This window comes from Pseudonocardia sp. KRD291 (assembly GCF_019263595.1).
GTDB lineage: Bacteria > Actinomycetota > Actinomycetes > Mycobacteriales > Pseudonocardiaceae > Pseudonocardia.
The window spans coordinates 12461-29539 of sequence record NZ_JADQDD010000041.1 but is presented as its reverse complement, the minus strand read 5'-3'; the positions used below and the strand labels follow the sequence as shown (position 1 = coordinate 29539).

Below are 17079 nucleotides of genomic sequence, written 5' to 3'. Positions count from 1 at the left end.
GTCCACCGGGTCGCCCGGCGAGCGGCCGGGCGCCGCCGCCGTGCCGCACGGCGCCTCCGTCGCCGTCCTGATGATCGACATGGCGCAGCGGCAGGTCGTCTACGCCAACGCCACCGCGATCGAGCTGGCCGGCGGCACGGTGCGGCTGCCGGTCGGTGTGCGGGAGTGGAGCGAGGCCGCCGGGCTGACCGACCCGGAGCAGCGCCCGTTCCCGGAGGGGGCGTCCCCGCTGAGCCGGATCGCGTCCGGGGAGTCGGTGACCGGGGAGCCCGTCGCGCTGCACGCGGATTCGGATTCCTACCGGTCAGGAGGGGTGCTCGCGGGCGCAGGCACGTTCGTCCGGGTGACCGGGTTCGCGCTGACCGACCCGCAGTGCCGGGCCGGGGCGGATGGTTCGCAGGCGCTGGCGGTGATGCTGCCGTCGGCCGACTCCGTCGAGGACGAACGACGTATGGGGTTCATGCGGGACCGGGCCGTGCTGGCCACCGAGATGTCGTTCACCATCTCCGACCCGCGACGCGAGGACGACCCGCTGGCCTGGGTGAACCCGTCGTTCGTCCGGCTGACCGGGTACAGCCTGCAGGAGGCGGTCGGTCGCAACTGCAGGTTCCTGCAGGGCCCCAACACCGACCGGAGCTCGGTCCGCCGGATGCGCGATGCGCTCGAGGACCGCCGCCCGATCACCGAGGTGTTGCTGAACTACCGCCGCGACGGCACCGCGTTCTGGAACCAGGTCTCGATCTCCCCGGTGCACGACGACGACGGCGAGCTGGTCAACTTCGTCGGTGTCCAGAGCGACGTCACCGAACGGGTGGTCGTCGAGCAGGAACGCCGCGCCGCGCTGGCCGACGCCGAGGCCGCCCGCGCCCAGCTCCGGCTGCTCGCCGAGGCCACCACCGCGATGACGGCGGCGCTGGACACCGCCGACGCCTGCACCCGCCTGGCGCGGATCATCGTCCCGGAGCTCGCCGACCTGTGCACCGTGGACCTGCTCGACGCGCCGGGCGGGCACACCCGTCAGCGGATGGCCGTCGCCACCCGGGAGGCCGACGACGAGCCGGTGCTGAGCCGGTTCGGCGCGCTGGGCGGGTCGCTGATCGACCGGCAGGCCGCTCACGCGGTGAGGGCGGGGCGGCCGTACCTGATCCCGGACCTGCCGGAGTCCGGGGCCGAGCAGTACCCCGGCGACCCCGACGCGGGAGAGGTCTACGAGCAGCTGCGGCTGCGGTCGGCCATCGTGGTGCCGCTGCGCGGGCGTGGACGGGTGCTGGGCACGGTCACGCTCTACACCCAGTTCCCGTACGGGCGCCGGTACGGCCAGCGCGACGTGCACCTGGTCACCGACCTGGCCGGGCGGGCCGGGCTGGCGGTGGACAACGCGCGGCTCTACGAGGTCGAGCGGGCCGCCGCGTCGACCCTGCAGCACAGCCTGCTCCCGGCGGTGCCGGAGGTGCCGGGCCTGCAGATCGCGGCCCGCTACCTGGTCGGCGCGGACGGCAACCAGGTCGGGGGCGACTGGTACGACGTGCTGCCGCTGCCCGGCGGATCGGTCGGCGCCGCGGTGGGCGACGTCGTCGGGCACGACCTGTCCGCGGCCGCGGCGATGGGGCAGCTGCGCGGGGTGCTGCGCTCCTACGCCTGGGGCGGGGACCGTCCCGGCCCGGTCCTGGACCGCTGCGACCAGCTGGTGCAGGGCCTCGACATCGCGGCCATGGCGACCGCCGTCTACGCCCGCCTCGAGCCTGCCGGTGCCGACGGCACCCGGATCCTGCGCTACTCCAACGCCGGGCACCCGCCGCCGCTGCTGCGCCGCCCGGACGGCGAGCTCGTCCGGCTCGACGGGCACAGCTCGCCGATGCTCGGCGCGGTCCCGGAGTTCGGGGTGGCGTCCGGGCCCCGGCGGGAGGAGGCGACCGTGACCTGCGAGCCGGGCTCGCTGCTGGTCTTCTACACCGACGGCCTGACCGACATCATCGGTGAGGACGCCGACGAGCGGACGTTGCTGATCGAGCAGACGGTAGCCGGCCTGCCGCGGGACGCGGACCCGGAGACGGTCGTCGAACGGACGCTCGAGGTGTGCCTCCCGGACCAGCTCGGCGACGACATCGCGTTGCTGGCCATCCGCCTTATGGGCTAGTTCTTACCTTCGAATGGCCTATTGATGTGGCCGACGGCCGGTCGTCGTGACGCGGGCAACGGCCATCCGGTGGACGGGGCCGCCGCCCCCGGTCCGCTCGCGGAACGATCAGCTCCACTCGACTGACCGGACCCCGATACGAGGGGCGCCGGGGCGGGCGTTCCGATCTACTTCGGGGGAACAGCAGCGGCGTGTCGAGGGGGTTCGACGCCATGATCACGGTGACGAGTTGAGTACCGCTCCGGGTAGCGCGCGACGGCTGGTGGCCGTCACGGTGACCGGCGTTGACCTCCTGCGGGCCGGTTCCGATCTGCGACACGTCGCCGACGCCACAACCGAGGTCGACGTCCTCATCGCCCGGCAGGACCCGCCGGGCCCCGTCCTGGGTACGTCCCCGATGGACGCCGAGGACTACCCGGACGAGGACGGTCTCGACGTCGACGGCGTACAGATCCCGCCTGTAGAGACCCCCGCTGTAGAGATTCCCGCTGGGGACCCGGCCGGCACCGTCCCGCCGGTGCCGCACGACGAGGCCCTGCCGGACGGTCTGCGGGTGCACCGGCTCGGCCTGCGCTGGACGGTGCAGGACCGCGACGAGCCGGACCTGGTCGCGGCGATGTGCGAGCTGGTCGGGTTCGATCCCGACGACCGGGTGTTCTGCGTGGTCCCGGCGATCGGGCCGGGCGGGGTCGCCGACCCGGAGGTGGCGGTCCTGCGCCGGGTGGTCCGCCGAGTGGCCCGGGTGTACGGGCTGCCGGTGCTGCAGTACCGGCGAGTCGGTGAGGACGCCGCGCCGGCCGCCGAGCTGCCGACACGGCCGATCGCCTGCGGCGGCTGAGTCCCGGATTTCTGCCGGGCAGGCCGGCGGGCCCGCGTACGGCCGGCGCTCGGCACCGTCCGCGCACGACACAGCCCGCCTTCCGGGAACGGAAAGCGGGCTGGGGGAGAAAGGTCTATCCGGCCGCGGCCAGGTCCTGACGATCGAGGATCGCGCGGCGCTCGGACTCGCCGAGCCCGCCCCAGACGCCGAACGGCTCACGGCTGGCGAGTGCGAAGCGCCGGCACTCCTGGATCACCGGACAGCTGTGGCAGACCTGCTTCGCCTGGTCGGTGCGCCGTCCGCGGGACGGGTTGCGCTCGCCGTCCGGGTGGAAGAACACGGCACTGTCCATACCTCGGCAGGACCCGAGACGCTGCCACTGCCACACGTCGTCCATGGGCCCGGGAAGCCGGGATACATCGCTCACGCCGTCACCTCGCTGCTCCGTCGAAGCCGGCGGGTTCGCCGGTCTGGGGCCGTTGAGCACCAGTTCCCCGGGCGCCGACTGATCAAACCTGCGGGATCGGCCCAGGAGTGCTACGAGGCCCTCTCCCGGGCGGCGGCGGAGGCCGTGCGGCGACCGGCCCCGGTCGCGTCCGCAATCGTCCGCGCTGGTCAGAGCGCGCGTGCCGGAACCACCCGTGCGGCCGGTGCCTGGATGGAGGCGTCCGCACGAGGAGTGAATGTGATGTGACTCACAACGCGGCGGACAGTGCTCCGTCCACCGTGTCGTGGATGTCGAACAGGTGGTGCAGGCCCGCGATGCCCAGTGGCCGCAACACGCGGGGCCCGGTGCAGGCGAGCACGAGCTGGGCACCGGACTTCTGCGCGTGCTCGCGCAGCTCGATCAACGCGGCGAGGCCGCTGGTGCCGAGGAACGTGACGCCGTCCAGGGCGAGGACGACGATGGTGGACGTGGGGAGCCGGTCGAGCACCTCCCGCCGCATCTGCGGCGCGGTCAGCATGTCCAGCTCGCCCTGGACCGTGACCACCACACGACCCCCGTCCACGGCCCGGACCAGCAGGTCCATGCCGTCGATGGAGGTCTCCGACGACCCGTCCGCGGGAGGGATGCCGCGCGGGGCGCCCGCTGCATCGCCGGCGCGGCTGGTGTCGGTCATTGCGACGACGGTAGGACCCGCCCCACGCCACCGCCACTCGGAGGCCTCCCGCTCGGCGATCGGCGGCGACGGCGCCCGTCGGTGCCGGTGCCGGTGCCGGCGAGGTCGGGCGGGCGGTCAGCGCGGAGGGCGCAGGCGGTGTCCGCCGTCCGGCGTGCGCTCGGTGTGCCCGCGCCGGGCGAGGAGCTCCAGCAGCGGGACGGCGATCCGCCGGGTGGTGTCCAGGGCCTGGCGGGCCTGGCTCAGAGTGAACTCGTCCCCCAGCCCGGCCAGCAGCTCCAGGGCGCGGTCCTGGGCGTCGGGCAGCAGCACCACGTCCGGGGTGACCCGCAGCAGCTCGCCGGCCCGCTCCAGCGACGCCAGCGCCCGCGGTCCCAGCCCCAGCTCGGCGAGGCGCCCGGCGTCCGGCGCGACGAACGGTGCCGCCTGAAGGTCCGCGCGCAGCGTCGCCATCGCCTCCCGGACCGGTCGGGGCAGGCCGGTGGGGGTCGCGGCCCGGACCCGGCCGCCGTCGAGCACCAGCCCGTCCGCACCGCGGTCCGCCGCGGCCGCCAGCACCGCCTCGACGAGCGCGACGTCGGGCAGCCCGGCCGCCCGGCGCGCGGCCGCCGGGGACAGGCCGGGGTCCAAGGGGTCGGCCTCGTCGTGCGCGGCGACCGCGCGGGCGAGCGCGACGGCGGCGCCGGCGGCCCGGTCCGGGTCCAGCAGCCACCCGGCGGCGCCGGGGACACGCGCGCCCAGCGCGTCGACCTGCGCAGCGGGGACGCCCATCGCGCGCAGGTCCGCCGCCCGCACGGCGCCGCGGCGGGACAGCTCGCCGTCCGCGTCCGGCACCCCGGTGGCCCCGGCCAGCTCCGCGGCGCGCCGGGCCGCGGCGCCACGGCGTCGCAGGGCGGGCGGGGCCACGTCGAGCACGGTCGCCCCGGCGACGATCCGGCGGCTGCCGGGGTCGCGCAGCACCACCCGGTCACCGATCCGCAGCGGCAGCGACCGGTCCGGGCGCAGCCGCACGACCACGTCGTCGTGCCCGTCCCCGGCCGGGGTCAGCGGGCGCACCCGGGCCCGCACGGCCGACGACCCCGTGTGCAGGGTCAGCTCCGGGGGCAGCGCCGAGACCTCCACCCCGGCCCCGCGCACCCCGTGCAGCCGCACGTCGACCTCCGCGGCGCGCGGCCACGCGCCCGGGGACAGCAGCACGTCGCCGCGACCGACCTGCTCGAGGGTGACCCCCCGCAGGTTCACCGCGACCCGGGCCGGGCCACCGGCGCGCGGCACGGTCTCGCCGAGCGCCTGCAGGCCGCGGACCCCGACCGGGGTGCGGCCGTCGGCGGTGTCGAGCTCGAGGTCGCGGCCCACCTCGACGGTCCCGGCCGGCAGCGTCCCGGTGACCACGGTGCCCGCGCCGCGGATGGTGAACGCCCGGTCCACCCAGAGCCGGACGTCGGCACCGGGATCCGGCACGGGCAGGCCCGTGACGAGCGCGTCGAGGGCAGTGCGCAGCGTGTCGAGGCCCTCGCCGGTGGCCCCGGAGACGCAGACGCACGGCCAGTCGCCGAGCCCGCGCGCGGCGAGCTCGCCCTGCGCCTCGTCCCGGGCGAGCTCGGGTTCGAGCAGGTCGCTGCGGGTGACGACGAGCAGCCCGTGCCGGACGCCGATCGCCTCCAGGGCGTCGGCGTGCTCGCCGGACTGCGGCATCCAGCCCTCGTCGGCGGCCACCACGAACAGCACGGCCGGGACCGGTCCGGCGCCGGCCAGCATCGTGGTCACGAACCGCTCGTGTCCGGGGACGTCGACGAACGCGACCGTGCGCCCGCCCGCGAGCGTGGTCCAGGCGAAGCCGAGGTCGATCGTCATCCCGCGCCGGCGCTCCTCGGCGAAACGGTCGGGTTCCATCCCGGTCAGGGCGCGGACCAGCGTCGACTTCCCGTGGTCGACGTGCCCGGCCGTACACACCACGTGCACCGCTGCTCAGACCTCCCGGGCGGTGCGGCGCACGGCCGCGGCGAGCGCGTCGTCGTCGCCCGGAGCCACCGCGCGCAGGTCCAGCAGGCAACGCCCGTGCTCCAGGCGCCCGAGGACGGCCGGGTCCCCGGCGCGCAGCACGGCGGCGAACGCCTCCGGGAGCGACACCGCCGCGCTGTCCAGCTCGACCCCCGGGGCCCCGCCGCCGCCGATGGTGGACACCGAGTCCACCGCGACCGCGTCGATCCCGTCGCCGGCCAGCGTGGCCGCGAGCTTCTCCGCACGGTCCCGGAGCCCGTCCACGGTCGCGTCCAGCCCGAGCCGGACGGGTGTGGGCGGCCCGGCGACCGAGGCCTCCAGCGCGGCCAGGGTGAGCTTGTCCACCCGCATCGCGCGCGCCAGCGGATGGCGGCGCACCCGGGCCACCAGCTCCGCACCGGGTCCGGGCCCGCCGAACACCAGGCCGGCCTGCGGGCCGCCGAGCAGCTTGTCCCCGGACGCGGTGACCAGCGTGGCGCCTGCGGCCAGCGTGCTCGTGACGTCGGGCTCGCCGGGCAGCCGCGGGTGCGGGGCGAGCAGGCCGGACCCGATGTCGTCGACGATCGGCACCGTGCTGCCGTCCGGGCGGGTGAGCCCGCCGAGCTCGGCGACTTCCACGCTGCGGGTGAAGCCGGTGACCACGAAGTTCGACGGGTGGACCTTGAGCACGAACCCGGTGTCCGGGCCGATCGCCTCGGCGTAGTCGCGCGGGTGGGTGCGGTTGGTCGCGCCGACCGGGCGCAGCCGCGCGCCGGTGGACTCGATCAGCTCCGGGATCCGGAACCCGTCGCCGATCTCGACCAGCTCGCCGCGCGAGACGACGATCTCCCGGCCGAACGCCAGCGCGCTGGCCACCAGCGCGAGGGCGGCCGCGCCGTTGTTCGCCACGTGCACGTCGCCGGCGCCGGGGACCGCCGCGCGCAGGGCGTCCAGGGCGCCGGTGCCGCGCCTGCCGCGGGCGCCGGTGGCCAGGTCCAGCTCGACGTCGCAGGTGCCGGCGGCGAGCGCGACGGCCTCCCGCGCGGCGTCCGAGAGCGGCGCCCGGCCGATGTTGGTGTGCACCAGGACACCGCTGGCGTTGAGCACCCGGCGCAGCCCGGTGGCGGAACGGGGGAGCGCGGCCAGCGCGGCGTCCGCGACGGCCTCCGGGGCGATCTGCCCGGACCGGGCGCGTTCCTGGGCGCCGGTCACCGCGCGCTTCACCCGCTCCCGGCCGAACCGCTGCGTCGCGGCGGCGAGCGCCGGTTCGGCGAGCAGGTGGTCGGTCCGCGGCACCCGGCGGCGCGGGTCGGTACTCACGTCGTCTCCGCGGGCGGGAGCGGGTCGCCGGAGGTCATCCCCGCACGGTAGACCGGCCGGTCAGGCCCCGGCCGGCTCGGTCGCCGCGGTGTCGTCGCCGGCCGCCGTGCTCTCCCGGGCCGCCGTGCTCTCCCGGGCGGGCTGCGGGCGCTGCTCGGGCAGCGCGACGGTCGGCGGGGCGGTCGGCGCTGCGGGCGTCGGCGCTGCCGGCGGCGTCGCGACCATCTCGTCGAGCGCGCGCAGCTCGGCCCCCATCGCCGCGTGCAGGCGGGCGACCTCGCCCCGCACGGCGCTGCGCAACCCGAGCACGTGCTCGTGCATGGCCGCCGCGGTGTCCGCGCACAGGTCGGTCTCCCGGCGAGCGGTGGCCGCGTCCGTGTGGACCTGGGCGGCGGCCGCGACGGCGTCGATGCGGGTCCGCTCGGCGTCGGCCCGTGCGGCGGCGATCACCCGCTCGGCCTCGTCGTGGGCGTCCTCGACGATCCGCCCGGCGTCCGCGTCGGCCCGGTCACGGCGTTGCGCCGCGTCGTGCTCGGCCATCCGGAGCACCTTCTCCGCGCGCATGCCGAACGTGTCCGGTGCGGTGGAGCGGGTCGCCTCCAGGGAGGCGGCGAGGGCCTCGGCGCGCTCCTGCGCCTCGTGCCGGTCGCGTTCGGCCATCTCCAGGCGCCACCGCAGCTCGCGGACGACGGTGTCGACCTGCTCCGGGTGGTAGCCCTTACGCACGGTGTCGAACTCCACGGCGGCGCCTCCCGTGGTGTCGGCCGAACCCCGATCGTCGGCTCCGGTGCGCTTCGTTCCCATCACGCTCTGAAGTGTGCGTTCGCGACAGGGTGACTTTCCAGCGCGCGTCGACGGGCGGCGGTGGCCTCGCGTCCGACGGCGTCCGGCAGGCACGGGGGTAACGTCGCGGCTGTGAGCGGCAACACGACCACGCGTCGACTGACCGAGTTCAGCCACGGCGCCGGATGCGGCTGCAAGCTCGCACCCGGCCGGCTGGCCGAGGTGCTGGCGGGGCTGACCCCGGTCACGCACCCGGACCTGATCGTGGGCACCGAGACCGGCGACGACGCCGCCGTCTGGCGTCTCTCGGCGGACCGCGCGCTGGTGGCCACCACCGACTTCTTCACCCCGATCGTCGACGACCCGCGCACCTGGGGCGCCATCTCCGCGACGAACGCGGTGTCCGACGTCTACGCGATGGGCGGCACGCCGCTGTTCGCGCTGAACCTGGTCTGCTGGCCGTCCGACGAGCTCCCCGGCTCGGTGCTCGCCGAGGTCCTCGACGGCGGCGCGGGCGTCGGGCGCGAGTGCGGGTTCGCCGTCGTCGGCGGGCACACCGTGGACGACCCGGAGCCCAAGTACGGCCTGGCCGTCGTCGGCGAGGTGCACCCGGACCGGGTGCTGACCAACGCCGGCCTGCGCCCCGGTGACGCGCTGGTGCTGACCAAGCCGCTCGGCGTCGGCATCGTCTCGACCGCGATCAAGACCGGGAAGGCCGACCCGGCGCTGGTCGAGGCCGCGATCACGCTGATGACCACCCCCAACGCCGACGCCTCGCGCGCAGCGGTCGGCTCCGGCGCGACCGGCTGCACCGACGTCACCGGCTACGGCCTGCTCGGGCACCTGGTCAAGATGGCCGCCGCGTCCGGTGTGGACGCGCACCTCGACGTCGCAGCGGTGCCGGTGCTCGACGGGGTCCGCGAGCTGATCGCCGACGGCGTGGTGCCCGGCGGCACCCGCCGCAACCGGGAGTGGGTGGCCGACCGGGTCGTCCTCGGCGGCCACGGCGAGAACGAGGCCCTGCTGCTCGCCGACGCCCAGACCTCCGGCGGTCTGCTGTTCGGTGCCGACCCGGACCGCGCCGACGAGGCGGTCGCCGCCCTGCGCGCCCAGGGCCACGGCGCGGCCCGGATCGGCACCGTGACCTCCGGAGCCGGGACCGTCCACCTGCACTGAGCGTGCGCCGCCGGCCCGACCCGGTGTCCCGAGGGGTCCCCTCGCTCACCCGGAGGTCCCGAAGGGGCCCCTCGCGGCGGGGGAGGAGGCGGGGCGCAGCCGCGGACTAGGCTCGGGGGCATCGACGAGAACCTGCCGGTGGACCGCTCCTGCGCCCGCACCCGGGCCTGGGTCGACGAGGCGATGCGACGGGTGCAGGCCGACGCCAACCGCTCCGCGGACACCCACCTGCACGTGTTCGGGCTGCCCCCGGAGTGGGGCGTGCAGGTCTACCTCAAGGACGAGTCGGTGCACCCGACCGGCAGCCTCAAGCACCGGCTGGCCCGCTCGCTGTTCCTCTACGGCCTGGCCAACGGCTGGATCGTCGAGGGGACGACGGTGGTCGAGGCCAGCTCCGGGTCCACCGCGGTGTCCGAGGCCTACTTCGCCCGGCTGATCGGCGTCCCGTTCGTCGCGGTCATGCCGCGCACCACCAGCCCGGAGAAGGTCGCGCTGATCGAGCGCGAGGGCGGGCGCTGCCACTTCGTCGAGCGCGGACCGGACGTCTACGCCGAGGCCGAGCGGCTGGCCCGGGAGACCGGCGGGCACTACCTGGACCAGTTCACCTACGCCGAGCGCGCCACCGACTGGCGGGGCAACAACAACATCGCCGAGTCGATGCTCGCGCAGATGTCGCAGGAGCCGCACCCGGTACCGGAGTGGATCGTGGTCGGCGCCGGCACCGGCGGCACGTCGGCGACGATCGGGCGCTACCTGCGCTACCGGCGCCTGCCCACCCGCCTCGCCGTCGTCGACCCGGAGAACTCCGCGTTCTTCCCCGGCTGGGCGAGCGGGGCGTACGACCACGTCACCGGGATGCCGTCCCGGATCGAGGGCATCGGCCGCCCGCGGATGGAACCGAGCTTCGTGCCCGGCGTGATCGACCGGATGATCCCGGTCCCGGACGCCGCCAGCGTCGCGGCAGCGCGGCACCTGCGCGACGTCACCGGACGCTGGGCGGGCGGCTCGACCGGCACGAACCTGTGGGGCGTCTGGCAGCTGGTGGCGCAGATGCTGCGCGAGGGGTGTTCGGGCAGCGTGGTCACGCTGCTCTGCGACGGCGGCGACCGCTACCGGCACAGCTACTACGACGACGGGTGGGTCGCCGCGCAGGGCATGGACCTCGCGCCCTACCGCAGGACCCTGGACACCTTCCTCGCGACCGGTCACTGGAACCCGCCGGCCTGAGACGTGCCGGAGCGGGCGCTACCGCTCCTCGAGCAGTGCCGCCGTGCCCAGCAGCAGCCGTTCCGACCCGGCCCGGCCGACCAGCTGCACCGGGTGCCGGTCGGTGCCCCACCGCACCGGTGCGACCAGCGACGGGAGACCGGCCAGGTTCCACGCGCCCAGGCACGCGGGCGGGAGGGCCCCGGTCGCGGGCGCGGGGAGCAGCAGCACGTCGTAGCCGCCGTCGTCGAACAGGGCGAGCGCCCGCTGCCGCCACCGGCCCGGGCTGGCCGGACGCGGACCGCCGAGACGGCGCAGCTTCCGGTCCCGGCGCACCGCGGCGCGGGCGTCCGGGCCGAGCAGGTCGGGGTCGATACCGAGCTCGTCGACGCGGCGGGCCACACCGGCGTCGCGCCGCCGCGACACCTGCGCCGGCAGCCACGCGCGGTAGGGCGGGTCGTCCGCGGCCACCGCGACGTCGGACTCGCCGAGCCGCCGGGCCGCCGCGTGCACCGCCGTGCAGGCCCGCGGGTCGGCCCAGAGCCCGCGCCCGGAGCGCAGCGAGCACGCCACCGTCCGCGGCACCGGCAGGTCGTCCACCCCGCCCGGGACGCTCACCGGGCGGGTCACGGCGGCGGCCGAGGCCCATCCGGGCGCGCCACCCTGCCGCGGGACCGCCTCGCCGGGCGCACCACCCTCTGCACTCCGGGAGGTACCGAGCACCTCGAACGCCACCCGCGCGCCGTCCACGTCGGTGGCCAGCACGGTCGTCGAGGCCATCCCGGACCACAACCGTGCGGCGCCGCCGGGCAGCGGGAGCGCCCGGCGCCCCGGTGTGAGGGCGAGCAGTCCGTGCGCCGCGGCGGCGGCCCGCAGGGTGCCGTCGCCGTCCACACCGACACTGAGCGCGGCCAGACCCTCGGCCAGCACGGCGGCCGTCGCGCGCCCGCCCGGGGCGCCGTCGTGGCCCAGACCCAGCTCGGGCGACCGGCTCGTGCCGACGATCAGCGCGCCGGCCGCGCGCAGCCGCCGGACCAGCACGTCGTCGCGGCGGGCCGGACCCCGGGCGGTGGCCGCGGACCCGTGCCGGGTCGCGCGCCCGGACACGTCGATGCCGTCCTCGACGGCGACCGGGACGCCGGCCAGGGGCAGCGCGAAGCGGTCGGCGCGGATGTCGAGAGCGGCCGCCTCGGCCCGGATCCGCTCGGCGTCGACACCGGCGAACGGGTCGGACGCGGAGTCACGGACGGACCCGATCCGGGCCAGGAAGGTCTCGGCGACGTCGGTCGCGGTGCAGCGCCCGGCGCGGACCGCGCCGGCGATCCCGGCCGGGTCCGCGGGCGGGTCGACACCCAGCTCGGCAACCGTCATCCGGACATCGTGGCAGGTCATGCGTGTGCAGTGGGGGAGGCCCCGCCGAGGGCCGGCCGGCGGAGGCGGACGGGAATCGAACCCGCCTGGCCGAGATGCTCGGCCACGTCGGTTTTGAAGACCGCGAGGGCCACCAGGCACCCATACGCCTCCAGGACCGGCTCAGCCGGCCCCGCTTCGGCCGCTCTGCTCAGCCGGCCCTGCTCAGCCGGCTTTGCTCAGGGCCTCCGGGACACCGTCGGCGACGTCGAACATCGCCAGCAACCCGGTCGCCTCGAGCGCCCGGGTCACCGTGTGCGAGCCGCAGACCAGGCGCAACCGGTGCCCGGAGGTGTCGGCCTCGTCCTTCACCGCGACCAGCGCGGCCAGCCCGGCCGAGCCGAGGAACGTCACCCGGGACAGGTCGACCACCAGCAGGTCGGCCGCGGACATCTGGCCGGAGAGCTGCTCGCGCAGGACCGGCGCCGTCATCGTGTCGAGCTCCCCGTGCACGTGGACGACAACCGCATCGTCCCCGTGCCCCACGACCTCGAAGCGGACGACCTCGCCGACGTCGGGGACCGTCGAGTCGTTCCCCACACCGGTGGGCGTCTCACTACTCATGTGCACCGTGCTCCCTCGACACCTCGCCGGATCCGGGACGGTCGGACCGGTTGAGCAGACCATCACCGTCGGTGACGATCCGCGTCGGACGCTGAATCGATGTTCCGTGCCGTCCCCGCAACAGCCTAGCCAGGGCCTCGATCAAGCCTAAGGGTGCGGGGTGGGACGCACAACAACACCGTCCCCTCGGGACGAACGGGTGATCCACGACGGGCAGGCGCCTGAGATCCTGTGCCCCATGACGTCCGCCACCCCTGCCCCATTCCGTGTCCGGATCGGCGTCCGCAGCTACGAGGTCGACGTGAACGGCCACGTCAACCATGCGGTCTACCACCAGTACGCCGAGCACGCGCGAATGGAGCACTTCCGCGCGGCCGGCCTGTCGCAGGCGGCGCTCGGGGCCCGCGGCGTGACCGTCGTGCTGCTGTCGACGACGGCGCGCTTCCGGGCCGAGCTCCGCGCGGGCGAGGAGATCGAGGTCGACTCGGAGATCACGTTCGGGGAGGGCCGTTCGTTCACGATGGGTCACCGGATCGTGCGCGACCACGACGTGGACGGCGCGTCCGTGGACCCGACGCCTGCCGCGGACGTCGAGTGCACGCTCGGCCTGATGGACCTGACCGAGCGCCGCCTGGTGACCGGGCCGCGTGCGCTGCTCGCCGCGGCCGCGAGCCGGCCCGACGTGCTGCCGGGCCCGGTCAGGACGTGAGGATCCGTTCCGAGGACAGGGCCTGGGTCGGCGCGTCGCCGTGCGTGGGCATGAGCGACGGCACGGTGCCGCCGACGCGGCGCACCGCGCGGCGCGAGCGCAGGTAGGCGCCGGGGCCGGCGAGCAGGCCGCGGGTGCGCGTCTGGTCGGCGTCGGCCGGCATGGCCTCGCCCGCGCCGGCCTCGCGCTCGGAGATGTGGCGCAGCCGGGCCAGCGCGGCCGGCAGCCGGCGCAGCGCGGCGGCGCGGCCCTGCGGGCTCATCGCGACCTTGGCCAGGAAGCTGCCCAGCCCGACCGCGTAGCCCTCCAGCTGCGCGCGCAGCGCGGCCTGGTCGACGCGGTGGTGGTGCCAGACGTAGGCGCCGGGGGTGTAGCCCAGCGTGTGGCCGGCCAGCACCATCCGGACCATGAACTCGCAGTCCTCGCCGCCGTGGGTCGGGGTACCGGGACCCATCGCCTCGTCGAACCCGCCGACGGCGCGGGCCCGTGCCGCGCGCACGGCCAGGTTCGCGCCGATCCCGAACAGGCCCGGGGAGAACGGGAAGATCGGGGAGTCCGACGGCGGCGCGGCCATCGAGAACGTGCGCGGCACGAAGCCCTTGTTCCAGGCCAGCGCGACGTCCGCGGCCCGCTCCTCCGGGGTGCCCAGCCGTGCGGCGAGCACCGGGCCGGACAGGCAGGCCAGCGACGGGTCCGCGGCGAACGCGCCCGCGATCCGGGAGGCCCAGGACCGGTCGACCTCGGTGTCGTCGTCGGTGAACGCGACGACGTCGGTGCGGGCCTCGGCGAGCCCGCGGTTGCGCCCGACCGAGGCGCCGCGGCGGGACTCGCGCACGTAGCGCACCCGCGGGCTGGCGAAGGTGTCCACGATCCGCGCGGTGCGCTCGTCGTCCGGGTCGTTGTCGACGACGACGACCTGCAGCGCCGGGTGGTCACCGGCCAGCACGCTGCGCAGGCAGCGGCCCAGGCTCTCCGGGCGGTTGCGGGTGGCGATGACGACGGTGATCGGCTCGGCCGACATCGGGGCGCCGCGGACCGCGGCGGGTGCTCCGAGCGGTGCGACGGCGGCGGCGAGGTCGGCGGCGGTGGCCCGGCCGTCGCGCAGCGGGACGGTCACCTGCCCCTGCGGGGTGCCGGCGACGGTGACCAGGAGGCGGGCGGCGCGGTAGTCCGTGCCGACCTGGAGGTCGTGCATCGGGGCGAGCCGGTCCAGCTCGCCCACCCAGGTCGGTTCGTTCTGTGCCATGACCGTAAGTCTCCGCACGACGGCTGTGACGACACTGAGAGTCGCTGAAAACGTGCTCAGCGTCGCTTTGCGTGATGGTCTCGGCGGGTCGTCACCCGGTCGGGCGGCGCGGGGCACGACACGCTCCGTTCCACCTGCTCAGCGGCCTAGGCTGAACAGGTGAGCGATCGTCCACGGGCGCGGTCCCTGCTCGGTGACCCGGAGGTGGTGGCGCTCCTGCGTCGGCGACACGCCGAAGGGAGCCTTCCGCACGCGCGCCGCGACCCCCATCGGGTGGCGGTGGTGGTCGGCGGCGGGGGCATGCGGGGCGCCTACCCAGCGGGAATGCTGGATGCGCTCGACTCGATCGGGTTACGCGACGCCGTCGACGAGGTCTACGGCGCTTCGTCCGGTTCGTTCCTCGCCGCGTGTTTCGCGGCGGGGCACGCGGGGGGTGCGGCGGCGTCGTTCCCGGAGGACCTGGCCTCGCGCGCGTTCGTGGACCTGCGCCGTCTGGCAGGCCGTCGCCCGGTGCTCTCGCTCGACCATCTGCTCGACCACGTCCTCGGTGTGACCAAGCCGATGCCCTGGGCCGCACTGCTGGCGAGCCCGCTGCGGGTCCGGATCGTCGCGACGGCGGTGGACGACCTGCGCCCGCGGGTGCTCGGCGGGCTCACCGACCCGGAGTCGTGGCGGCGCGGCCTGCGGGCCAGCGCCGCGATCCCGCTGTTCGCCGGGCCCGCGGTGGAGCACCAGGGCCGCCGCTGGGTCGACGGGTCGATCGGCGAGCCGCTGGCGCTGGCCCGGGCCGTGCGCGGCGGTGCGACGCACGTGCTGGTGCTGCTCTCCCGCCCGACCGCGGAGCTGCGTCTCGACGTGGGCGTGCGGATGCCGTGGTGGGCGCGCGCCCTGGACCGGTGCATTCCCGGGCTGGGCACCCTGAGCCAGGGCGAGGGCCGCTACGGAGCCGACCTCGCGCTGGTCACCGACCTGGAGCACCCGGAGCGCCGCGGGGCGCTGCTGGCCGCGATCGAGCCGTACACCGGGACCGGGACGGGCGCGCTGACCGTGGACCCGGGCCCGGTCGGCGACGCCGTGCGGGTGGGCCGGGAGTCGGCGCTGGCCGCCCTCGCGTCGGACGCCGTCCCGTACCGCTGAGCACGAGGTCGCGCCGGGCGCGGCCGCGGCGACGGGTCGATCACGCGGGTAGGTTCGGCCCATGCCCGACGACCCCGCCGCAGGCCCCTCCGGCCCCGCAGCCGCCACCCGTCCCAAGGCCGCCGTGCTGGTCACCGGCAGCGAGCTGCTGACCGGCCTGGTGCAGGACGCGAACGGGCCCTACCTGGCCCGCGAGCTGGGCGGGCTCGGGTTCGAGGTCTCCGAGCTGATGCTGGTCGGCGACCGGCCCGAGGACCTGCGATCGGCGCTGGAGTTCGTCTCCGGCAACGGTGCCGACCTGGTGATCACCAGCGGCGGGCTCGGCCCGACCGCGGACGACCTGACCGCGGAGGTGGTGGCCGGGTTCTGCGGCGTGCAGTCCCGGCTCGACGACCGGGTCCGCGAGACGATCGACGCCAAGATCGCCCGATGGGCATCGCGCAGCGGGTTCGACGGCGCCGCACTGGACGAGGCCACCCGCAAGCAGGCGATGGTGCCCGACGGCGCGTCGGTGCTGGAGCCGGTCGGCACCGCGCCCGGCCTGGTGCTGCGCGGCGCGACCGGGCCGCTGGTCGTCGTGCTGCCCGGGCCGCCGCGGGAGCTGCAGGGGATGTGGCCCTCGGCGCTGACCTCGTCCCCGATGGTCGAGCTGCTCGCCGGCGTCCCGCACGCCGAGCCCCGTCTGCTGCGCTTCTTCGGGCTGCCCGAGTCCGAGATCGCGGCGACGCTGCGCGAGATCGAGACCTCCGGCGGGTTCCCGGACCTGGCCCGGGTGGAGGTCACGACCTGCCTGCGCCGCTCCGAGCTCGAGGTGGACCTGCACCCGTTGCCCGGGGCCGAGAAGACCGCGGAGTCGCTGGCCGAGGCGATCATCGACAAGCACCGGCGCAACCTGGTCAGCGCCGACGGCACGACCACCGACGAGCTCCTGGCCCGCGCGCTGGGCGAGCACGGCCTGACCGTCGCCACCGGCGAGTCCTGCACCGGCGGCCTGCTGGCCGGACGCCTCATCGACCGCCCGGGGTCGTCGTCGTACGTGTCCGGGGGAGTCGTCGCCTACTCCAACGAGGCCAAGACGTCGCTGCTGGGCGTGCCGGCCGAGATGATCGACACCCACGGCGCGGTGTCCCCGGAGGTGGCCCGGGCGCTGGCCGACGGTGCCCGCGAGCGTTTCGGCGCCGACATCGGGATCGGGATCACCGGGGTGGCCGGCCCGGACGGCGGCACCGAGGCCAAGCCGGTCGGCTACGTCTGCTTCTGCGTGACCACCCGCGAGGGCCAGGTCCTCGCCCGGGACATGCAGCTGCCGGGCGGGCGTGCGGACCTCCGCGAGCGCTCGGTCGACCGGGGCATGCACCTGCTGCTGCGCGCCGCGGGCGGCCTACCCCGCGGCTGACGCACCTGCGCGCCGGTCACGGCGAGAGCCCCGCCCGGAGAAGACCGGTGCGGGGCTCTCGTGTGCGTCGAGCG

The 17079-nt window shown here is 75.9% G+C and carries 15 protein-coding genes and 1 tRNA gene; 7 read left to right on the top strand and 9 right to left on the bottom strand.

What is annotated here, in order from left to right; translation table 11 throughout:
* The coding region (locus I4I78_RS08720; RefSeq protein ID WP_218610721.1) for a GAF domain-containing SpoIIE family protein phosphatase at positions 1–2137 on the top strand (2137 nt) is incomplete at its 5' end.
* Between the two features lie 229 nt (positions 2138–2366).
* Positions 2367–2975 carry a hypothetical protein gene (locus tag I4I78_RS08715; RefSeq protein ID WP_218610720.1) on the top strand — a complete coding sequence of 203 codons (609 nt, stop codon included), beginning with the start codon at positions 2367–2369 and terminating at the stop codon, positions 2973–2975.
* 115 nt (positions 2976–3090) lie between these two features.
* Here the strand turns inward: I4I78_RS08715 and I4I78_RS08710 are convergent, their stop codons facing one another.
* The 5 genes from I4I78_RS08710 to I4I78_RS08690 form a co-directional block, all read right to left on the bottom strand.
* Complete coding sequence (locus I4I78_RS08710; protein WP_218610719.1) at positions 3091–3384, bottom strand: WhiB family transcriptional regulator; 294 nt, start codon at positions 3382–3384, stop codon at positions 3091–3093.
* A 268-nt stretch (positions 3385–3652) separates the two neighbouring features.
* Positions 3653–4078 carry an STAS domain-containing protein gene (locus tag I4I78_RS08705; protein WP_218610718.1) on the bottom strand — a complete coding sequence of 142 codons (426 nt, stop codon included), beginning with the start codon at positions 4076–4078 and terminating at the stop codon, positions 3653–3655.
* A gap of 117 nt (positions 4079–4195) precedes the next feature.
* Positions 4196–6040, bottom strand: coding sequence for a SelB C-terminal domain-containing protein (locus I4I78_RS08700; RefSeq protein ID WP_218610717.1), 1845 nt, complete (start codon positions 6038–6040; stop codon positions 4196–4198).
* 6 nt (positions 6041–6046) lie between these two features.
* A complete protein-coding gene (gene selA / locus I4I78_RS08695) occupies positions 6047–7378 on the bottom strand; it encodes an L-seryl-tRNA(Sec) selenium transferase (RefSeq protein WP_308251980.1) in 1332 nt (443 codons plus the stop codon).
* A 60-nt stretch (positions 7379–7438) separates the two neighbouring features.
* Positions 7439–8185, bottom strand: coding sequence for a DivIVA domain-containing protein (locus I4I78_RS08690; protein ID WP_218610716.1), 747 nt, complete (start codon positions 8183–8185; stop codon positions 7439–7441).
* A 108-nt stretch (positions 8186–8293) separates the two neighbouring features.
* On the opposite strand from I4I78_RS08690, the gene selD reads away from it, so the two are divergent.
* Together selD and I4I78_RS08680 are read left to right on the top strand one after the other, a co-directional pair.
* A complete protein-coding gene (selD, locus tag I4I78_RS08685) occupies positions 8294–9337 on the top strand; it encodes a selenide, water dikinase SelD (RefSeq protein ID WP_218610715.1) in 1044 nt (347 codons plus the stop codon).
* Positions 9338–9520: 183 nt separating this feature from the next.
* Positions 9521–10564 carry a PLP-dependent cysteine synthase family protein gene (locus I4I78_RS08680; protein WP_218610725.1) on the top strand — a complete coding sequence of 348 codons (1044 nt, stop codon included), beginning with the start codon at positions 9521–9523 and terminating at the stop codon, positions 10562–10564.
* 18 nt (positions 10565–10582) lie between these two features.
* On the opposite strand, the gene I4I78_RS08675 is transcribed toward I4I78_RS08680, so the two are convergent.
* The 3 genes from I4I78_RS08675 to I4I78_RS08665 all read right to left on the bottom strand — a co-directional run bounded on the left by I4I78_RS08675 (position 10583) and on the right by I4I78_RS08665 (position 12517).
* Positions 10583–11914, bottom strand: a complete 1332-nt coding sequence (locus I4I78_RS08675) for an amidase family protein (protein WP_218610714.1) — start codon at positions 11912–11914, stop codon at positions 10583–10585.
* A 60-nt stretch (positions 11915–11974) separates the two neighbouring features.
* A tRNA-Sec gene (locus tag I4I78_RS08670) sits at positions 11975–12067 on the bottom strand.
* 51 nt (positions 12068–12118) lie between these two features.
* The gene (locus I4I78_RS08665; RefSeq protein WP_226379348.1) at positions 12119–12517 is read right to left on the bottom strand and encodes an STAS domain-containing protein; all 399 of its coding nucleotides are present in this window, start codon (positions 12515–12517) and stop codon (positions 12119–12121) included.
* A gap of 238 nt (positions 12518–12755) precedes the next feature.
* On the opposite strand from I4I78_RS08665, the gene I4I78_RS08660 reads away from it, so the two are divergent.
* Entirely contained in the window at positions 12756–13226 is a 471-nt protein-coding gene (locus tag I4I78_RS08660; protein WP_218610713.1) for a thioesterase family protein, read from the top strand.
* Here I4I78_RS08660 and I4I78_RS08655 read toward each other — a convergent pair.
* Entirely contained in the window at positions 13216–14472 is a 1257-nt protein-coding gene (locus tag I4I78_RS08655) for a glycosyltransferase family 2 protein (protein ID WP_218610712.1), read from the bottom strand. The genes I4I78_RS08660 and I4I78_RS08655 overlap by 11 nt on opposite strands.
* A gap of 159 nt (positions 14473–14631) precedes the next feature.
* Here I4I78_RS08655 and I4I78_RS08650 point away from each other — a divergent pair, with 159 nt between their 5' ends.
* Complete coding sequence (locus I4I78_RS08650) at positions 14632–15609, top strand: patatin-like phospholipase family protein (protein WP_218610711.1); 978 nt, start codon at positions 14632–14634, stop codon at positions 15607–15609.
* Positions 15610–15670: 61 nt separating this feature from the next.
* Positions 15671–17005, top strand: a complete 1335-nt coding sequence (locus I4I78_RS08645; protein WP_218610710.1) for a competence/damage-inducible protein A — start codon at positions 15671–15673, stop codon at positions 17003–17005.
* Positions 17006–17079 lie beyond the last annotated feature (74 nt).

Excerpts from the sequence above, each read along its gene's own strand:
- I4I78_RS08705 (WP_218610718.1), bottom strand. The coding sequence starts at position 4,078 with ATGACCGACACCAGCCGCGCCGGCGATGCAGCGGGCGCCCCGCGCGGC.
- I4I78_RS08680 (WP_218610725.1), top strand. The coding sequence starts at position 9,521 with ATGCGACGGGTGCAGGCCGACGCCAACCGCTCCGCGGACACCCACCTG.
- I4I78_RS08675 (WP_218610714.1), bottom strand. The coding sequence starts at position 11,914 with ATGACGGTTGCCGAGCTGGGTGTCGACCCGCCCGCGGACCCGGCCGGG.
- I4I78_RS08665 (WP_226379348.1), bottom strand. The coding sequence starts at position 12,517 with ATGAGTAGTGAGACGCCCACCGGTGTGGGGAACGACTCGACGGTCCCC.
- I4I78_RS08660 (WP_218610713.1), top strand. The coding sequence starts at position 12,756 with ATGACGTCCGCCACCCCTGCCCCATTCCGTGTCCGGATCGGCGTCCGC.
- I4I78_RS08655 (WP_218610712.1), bottom strand. The coding sequence starts at position 14,472 with ATGGCACAGAACGAACCGACCTGGGTGGGCGAGCTGGACCGGCTCGCC.
- I4I78_RS08645 (WP_218610710.1), top strand. The coding sequence starts at position 15,671 with ATGCCCGACGACCCCGCCGCAGGCCCCTCCGGCCCCGCAGCCGCCACC.